We start from the raw sequence: 6370 nt of genomic DNA, 5'->3' as shown, positions 1-6370 counted from the left end.
CAAAGATCTCGTCCGTCGCAATGGACATATCCGGCTTTACGTTCGTGAAGAGCGTCGGCGCGATGTACTGTCCCCGCCCCAGATCAACTTTGTTGCCACCACACAGAACGCGCGCGCCTTCAGCCTTACCCTTCTCAATATAATCAAGAATGGTCTTGTTCTGCGCATCCGTCGTAATAGCGCCAATCTGCGTTTCCGGGTCGAACGGGTCACCCACGCGGATCTTTTCCATCTTGGCAACCACAAGCTTCTCAAACTTGTCGGCCACCGAATCTTCAACGATCAAACGGCTGGACGAAACGCAGCACTGCCCGGTGTTGAAGCTGATCCCGAACGCCACAGCATCGGCCGCATCTTCCAGATCGCTGTCCGCAAAAACGACGATCGGGTTCTTGCCACCAAGTTCCAAGCCAAGCTTCTTGAGGTTGCTGTCCGCAGAAGCATGAATGCAGGACCGGCCAACACCCGTGGAGCCAGTGAAGGACAGCATGTCCACATCCGGATGCTGTGTCAGAGCCTGACCAACGCTTTTACCCGTACCGGTTACGACGTTATAGACGCCCTTTGGCAGGCCCGCTTCCGTCAGAATATCGGCGAGCATCAGCGTGGTGGCACTGGTCACTTCCGCTGGCTTCACGACGACCGTGCAGCCCGATGCCAGAATGAACGGCACACGCTCACACAGAAGCATAAATGGGAAGTTCCAAGGCGTGATGAGGCCAACAACCCCCACCGGCTCCCGCAGAACCATTCCGAACAGGCTTTCGCCCAGATTGTTGAAGCTGTCGCCGTGCAGAAGGCGCGCGGCACCGGCAGCCATCTCGAAACAGGAAATACAGTTGTCGATCTCAGCCTTGGCCTGAGAAATCGGCTTGCCGTTCTCCAACACTTCCCAAAAGGCGATATCATCGCGACGCTGCTTGAGAAGCTCAGCCGTTTTCAACAGAATCGCACTGCGTTCCGCGCTTGCCAGACCAGCCCATGTTCCGTTTTCAAATGCACGTCGCGCCGCGGCTACCGCATCATTCAGATCATCTTCCGTGCAACGGGCAATCCGTGTGACAATAACATCATGACTGGGAGACTTGCGCTCGAACATTTCACGTCCGTGGCGCCACTCACCATCGATGAAGAACCCAAAGTCACGAGCAACTCCGGATGGAGCCAGTTTCTGCGCCATCTTGTTCATGGACGGCTTCTCCCTGTCTTTCTGGCGGCTGTGCAGGCACATCGCCGTTTCAGTTTCCTGCGTGAAGAGTGGGTCGGCACTTGAATCTTTATCGCTAAAGATTTTGACCAGACCCCATTCACACCAACGGCTTCAAAAGGGGCATTCTATTGACTGATGACATTCGGGAACGCCTCTTCAAAAGAAAGCAGCGCAGCTTGGAATGTTCCCTCAATCTTACCCTTAGAAACTTCTCCTTCTCGTTTCCTCGACAGAAAATACCCCTTTGCACCGATTGGTTACTTTGGTAGCGCAAAACAGAAAATCTCATAAATCACGTTATAGTGATATTAAAATCTCTTTTTAATGTGATGTTTTATGTGATGTTTTGACGATTGGTCATTTCTCGCCATAAAGCGGGAAAACTTCCGGTCCGTTCCAGAAAAAGCGAGACACCCCGTTGAGTGCACAGCCCTCCGACCCACAGCCCTCCCGCCCTCGTATCCGGGATGCCGAAGCAACCAAGGGCCGTATTCTTGATGCCGCTAAAAAAGAATTTGCACGCAACGGCCTTGAAGGCGCGCGTGTCGATGCGATTGCACTGGAGGCCAATGCTAACAAACGCATGATTTATCATTACTTTGAAAGTAAGGAGAAGCTCTTCCAGACAGTTCTGGAAAACGCCTATTTCGATATTCGAGAATCCGAAAAAAAGCTGGAATTGGACAGTCTGGATCCACGAGAAGCGCTTGAAAGACTCGTCCACTTTACCTGGAATTATTACATCCAGAATCCAGAATTCATCTCATTGGTAAACAGTGAAAATCTGGCTCAGGCCCGTCATCTCAAGACATCCGAACCCGTCAAGATCGTCAGTCGTCGTTTTGTGGGACTCGTCGATACTATTCTCAAACGCGGCGTCACTGAAGGGATTTTTCGCTCCGGAATTGACCCGGTACAGCTTAACATCACCATTGCAGCGGTGAGCTACTACTACTTCACCAACCAATATACCGGTTCTATTATTTTTGAACGCGATCTGATGTCCGAATCTGCACAGGCAGAGCGCATCCGCTTCAATATCGACACGATCCTACGCATCGTCTGCCTGTGACAAACGATCAAGGGTCATATTGCTTGGCCTAGATCACTCTAAGGGCAAGATAATTCATAGCGGGAGATTTAGCTGGTGCTGCTGGCGAGGATTGAACTCGCGACCTCTCCCTTACCAAGGGAGTGCTCTACCACTGAGCTACAGCAGCATTCCGTTGCCTTGGCGCGCTTCGTATCCTCTCAGCGCGCCCAGTGCAACCCCCTTAATCGTCGCGATGCACCTTTTCCATGCGTTCATGACGTTCCTGGGCATCGATGGAAAGCGTTGCAATCGGGCGGGCTTCCAGACGCTTGAGGCCAATTGGCTCGCCTGTTTCTTCGCAGAACCCGTAGCTCCCGTCTTCAACACGCTGAAGGGCCATATTGATCTTGGAAATCAGCTTGCGGGCGCGGTCACGCGTTCGCAGCTCAAAAGCACGATCCGTCTCAACACTGGCACGGTCGGTAATATCGGATTCATGAATACCACCTTCTGAAAGGCTGGCGAGCGTTCCGTCAGCTTCCTTCAACAGGTCAGCACGCCAGCGCAGAAGCTTCTGCCTGAAGTACTCCACCTGAAGGGGGTTCATGAATTCTTCTTCGTCGGAAGGGGTATAATCCGGCGGCAGCGTAATCATGCGCATCCAATCCCTGCTAGTCCGCCAACGTCCGATCGAGAGCCGTAGGCGATAACGCGCGGCTTATAGCCATCGCAGGCCGTTTCGCCAACCCCGAAGATCCTTTTCAGCTTTCGCGCCAAGCGCAGAATTCTGCGCTCATGTTAGGGGTTTCTTTACGATCCCGCGCCATTCTGAGGGCCGAAGGCTGTTTGAGGCAGCTCTACCCGTCAGGATTTCACTGAACTTTCATGCCTTTTCTCTCCCTTCTTCTCTCCTGTACCCGGCGATTGACTGCGCTTTTGTGTGCCTTTGCTTTGCTTATGCCCAGCATGACGCTAGCGGCCACCGTTCGCATCAAGGACATCACGGACATGGAGGGCGTACGAACCAACCAGCTTATCGGCTACGGACTGGTCGTTGGCCTCAACGGCACCGGAGACAGGCTTACAAATTCAATTTTCACACGAGAAACCTTGATTTCAATGCTCAACCGTCTGGGCGTGAACATCAGGGATCAGGAAACCCAGCTTCAAACGCATGATGTGGCGGCGGTCATGGTCACTGCCGACCTTCCAGCTTTTGCCCATGGCGGAAACCGGATTGATGTCACGGTATCCGCAGCAGGCGACTCCTCGTCTCTGACGGGCGGCACCCTTCTTGTCACGCCTCTCATGGCAGCAGATGGAGAAGTGTACGCTGTTGCTCAAGGTAGTCTGGCAACCAATGCGTTCAGTGCTCGTGGAGCCGCAGCATCCATCACACGCAATGTGCCGACCAGTGGTCATATTGCCAATGGTGCGGTCGTGGAACGCGAAGTCCCTTTCGATCTGAGTCATCGGCAGAATCTGCATCTCAGTTTACGCAATCCTGATCTGACAACAGCAAGCAGAATAGCTGCCGTTATCAATCGTGCATTAGGGCCAATTGCTGTTGTCCAGGATCCGCGCACCGTCCTGCTGGATCTCAGCACACATGACCCCGTTTCGACCCTTTCGCGTATCGGAGACCTTTTGGTAACGCCGGACAATCCAGCGAAAGTCATTGTGGATGAGGCGAGCGGGACCATCATCATGGGCGCAGACGTGCGCATCAGTACGGTCGCCGTGGCACAGGGAAACCTGACCGTTCAGATCACGGAAACCCCTCAGGTTTTACAACCTGGACCATTTTCCAATGGGCAGACTGCCGTGGTGCCTCGAACGAACGTGAAGGTCGACACTGGCAAGAACAATCATCTGGCCGTCATGCAGGGCGGAGCGACACTCCGAGAACTGGTCTCAGGGCTAAATGCCTTGGGAGTAGGACCACGTGACATGATCAGTATTCTGCAGGCCATCAAGGCTGATGGCGCCCTGCAGGCAGAACTGGAGATGCGTTGATGACCGTTTCATCTATCCCAACGTCCACACAGGGTTACGCCTTGCACAACACCGCCCCTGACACTGCAAAGACCATGAAAGCGGCTCAGGACTTCGAATCCATGACCATTAATCAGATGCTTCAACCCATGTTCCAGACAGATGATGACAGTCAGAACATGTTCAGCGGTGGAGCAGGTGAAAAGCAGTTTCGGCCCATGATGGTGGAACAGATCGCCAAACAGATGGAAAACAATGGCGGCATCGGCCTGACGGATGCCATCAATCGTCAGATGCTGGCTATGCAGGAACAGAAATGAGCATGCTTATCATTTCGGCCATGGAGAAACTCGTCTCCATTCTGGAAGCGGAGAATGCCTGCCTGTCCCAAGGCCGTATTCCTGAAGCCTTACTTCTGACATCGGACAAACAAAGTGCTGCCTCGGCTTTGGGAGACGCTATTGAAGCCGCCTCCTCTCAGGATATGTGCGTGTTTGCCGAAACGGCCATTTTTCCCGAACATCGCACGCTTCTGGAAACAATGTTGAACCTGAGCAAACAGAACGGGGATCTGCTTCAGCGCGCCATCAAAACGCAGAAGCGTCTGATCGAGCTGCTCACCGACCCTCTCCCTTCGGAATCTCCACAGAGCTACGGCAGCATGGGAAGTTATGCCGATAAACCCTCGAAACGTCATTCACTTTTCGTCAGCCGCGCCTAACGCGCAAAAGTCAGTTTTCTGCAAGCACCTGGCGACTGACCTTAACTTTTGCGACACGGCGGCGCTCCATATCCATGACTTCGAACAACCATCCTTCGAAAGCCACCTTGTCCCCCTTGGCTGGTACACGTCTCAGCAAGGCCAGAATCACACCGCCAAGCGTGTGATAACTACCTCCTCCCGGAAGCTCAGGCAGGTCTAGGCGAGACCGTAACTCATCTGCTGGCATAAACCCGTCAAACACATATTCATCGCTTCCTTCAGCAGCCTGAAGTTCCGAAGAACCACCTTCCGCCTTTTCTTCGCCGACGATTGCCTCGAACACGTCTGACGGCGTAACGATCCCTTCAAACGAGCCATATTCATCCAGCACGAACGTAATGCCGAGGTTCACACCACGCATGCGCTCGATCATATCCTGTGCGCTCAGACTGTCCGGAATAACCGGCGGTTCACGCAACGCGGCTTCAATGGAAACAGACATCCCCAGAAGCAGGCGGTCCATGATGTCCTTGGCAAGGATAACGCCAACAGGATGATCGACATCCCCTTCGCACACCACGATCCGGGCATAGGAAGACTGTCTGAGCTTACGCACCAGGGTTTCCTGATCCGCATGACGATCAACCCAGAACAGCTCATTACGCGGCGTCATGATGGCGCGAACAGGACGATCAGCCAATCGGAGCAGACGCTCGATCATGGCCTGCTCATCTGTTTCCAGAACGCCTGCACGGGCGCCTTCTGCCAGTACGGCGCGTAGTTCTTCTTCCGTCACAGCCGCACGAGTCAATGGACCGACGCGCAAAAGACGCAGCACAAGTGAAGACGTCCCACTCAGCAACCAGACAACGGGCTGAGCCACACGGGCAACCACAACAAGCAGCCAGGACAGACGGGACGCGATCAGCTCAGGTTGCTGAAGAGCAATCTGCTTCGGCACGAGCTCGCCAAAGACCAGCATGGCAAAAGTAATGGTCGCAACGACCAACACGATCGAGAGTTCACCCGCAAAAGGATGAAGCGTCGGGACGGTTGCAATCCACTCCCGGATATTGGCTTCGATCTGGCTGCCGCCGAATGTTCCTTCCAGAATGGAGACCAGCGTCATGCCGATCTGGACCGTTGGAAGGAAAGCGTGCGGATCATCCGCAAGTCTTAACGCTGCCGGGGCTCCGCGTACGCCCTGCTTTGCAAGAACTTCCAGCCTTGGACGTTTGGCTGAAATAAGGGCCAGCTCTCCCATGGCAAAAACAGCATTCAGGAGAATGAGCAGGCAAATAACAAAAATGGGGGTCAACATGATCCGGCCAGAGTAATGAGACCGTGATGATAGTCAGGACTGATGCCGGATACCATGATATTCATGCGACTAATGAGCGGGACACAAAAAAACCGGCCCCTGAAGGCC

The 6370-nt window shown here is 53.8% G+C and carries 7 protein-coding genes and 1 tRNA gene; 4 read left to right on the top strand and 4 right to left on the bottom strand.

Going from position 1 to position 6370, the window contains the following annotated elements; genetic code table 11:
* Window positions 1–1189: aldehyde dehydrogenase family protein (locus GJA01_RS09820; protein ID WP_255312269.1), on the bottom strand; the 1189-nt coding region annotated here is incomplete at its 3' end.
* Between the two features lie 439 nt (window positions 1190–1628).
* Between GJA01_RS09820 and GJA01_RS09815 the strand changes: the two genes are divergently transcribed.
* Complete coding sequence (locus GJA01_RS09815; protein ID WP_061930227.1) at window positions 1629–2282, top strand: TetR/AcrR family transcriptional regulator; 654 nt, start codon at window positions 1629–1631, stop codon at window positions 2280–2282.
* A gap of 73 nt (window positions 2283–2355) precedes the next feature.
* Here the strand turns inward: GJA01_RS09815 and GJA01_RS09810 are convergent.
* Window positions 2356–2430, bottom strand: a tRNA-Thr gene (locus GJA01_RS09810).
* A 54-nt stretch (window positions 2431–2484) separates the two neighbouring features.
* Window positions 2485–2898: an RNA polymerase-binding protein DksA gene (gene dksA, locus GJA01_RS09805; RefSeq protein WP_026017597.1), complete on the bottom strand. Its 414-nt coding sequence runs from the start codon at window positions 2896–2898 to the stop codon at window positions 2485–2487.
* A gap of 230 nt (window positions 2899–3128) precedes the next feature.
* On the opposite strand from dksA, the gene GJA01_RS09800 reads away from it, so the two are divergent.
* Genes GJA01_RS09800 through GJA01_RS09790 form a run of 3 tightly spaced genes read left to right on the top strand, consistent with a single transcriptional unit; the run spans window position 3129 to window position 4959 of the window.
* Window positions 3129–4259 carry a flagellar basal body P-ring protein FlgI gene (locus tag GJA01_RS09800; RefSeq protein ID WP_062502939.1) on the top strand — a complete coding sequence of 377 codons (1131 nt, stop codon included), beginning with the start codon at window positions 3129–3131 and terminating at the stop codon, window positions 4257–4259.
* Window positions 4259–4558, top strand: coding sequence for a rod-binding protein (locus GJA01_RS09795; RefSeq protein ID WP_023944683.1), 300 nt, complete (start codon window positions 4259–4261; stop codon window positions 4556–4558). Before GJA01_RS09800 ends, GJA01_RS09795 begins: the two co-directional genes overlap by 1 nt.
* Window positions 4555–4959 carry a flagellar protein FlgN gene (locus tag GJA01_RS09790; protein WP_062502940.1) on the top strand — a complete coding sequence of 135 codons (405 nt, stop codon included), beginning with the start codon at window positions 4555–4557 and terminating at the stop codon, window positions 4957–4959. The genes GJA01_RS09795 and GJA01_RS09790 overlap by 4 nt, the downstream gene beginning before the upstream one ends.
* Before the next feature lie 10 nt (window positions 4960–4969).
* On the opposite strand, the gene GJA01_RS09785 is transcribed toward GJA01_RS09790, so the two are convergent.
* A complete protein-coding gene (locus tag GJA01_RS09785; RefSeq protein ID WP_026017598.1) occupies window positions 4970–6262 on the bottom strand; it encodes a hemolysin family protein in 1293 nt (430 codons plus the stop codon).
* Between the last annotated feature and the right edge of the window lie 108 nt (window positions 6263–6370).

The sequence above is a fragment of the Gluconobacter japonicus genome (assembly GCF_002723975.1).
In the GTDB taxonomy this organism is placed as follows: Bacteria; Pseudomonadota; Alphaproteobacteria; order Acetobacterales; family Acetobacteraceae; genus Gluconobacter; species Gluconobacter japonicus.
This window is presented reverse-complemented; position numbering and strand designations above follow the sequence as displayed.

Excerpts from the sequence above, each read along its gene's own strand:
- dksA (WP_026017597.1), bottom strand. The coding sequence starts at position 2,898 with ATGATTACGCTGCCGCCGGATTATACCCCTTCCGACGAAGAAGAATTC.
- GJA01_RS09790 (WP_062502940.1), top strand. The coding sequence starts at position 4,555 with ATGAGCATGCTTATCATTTCGGCCATGGAGAAACTCGTCTCCATTCTG.
- GJA01_RS09800 (WP_062502939.1), top strand. The coding sequence starts at position 3,129 with ATGCCTTTTCTCTCCCTTCTTCTCTCCTGTACCCGGCGATTGACTGCG.
- GJA01_RS09785 (WP_026017598.1), bottom strand. The coding sequence starts at position 6,262 with ATGTTGACCCCCATTTTTGTTATTTGCCTGCTCATTCTCCTGAATGCT.
- GJA01_RS09795 (WP_023944683.1), top strand. The coding sequence starts at position 4,259 with ATGACCGTTTCATCTATCCCAACGTCCACACAGGGTTACGCCTTGCAC.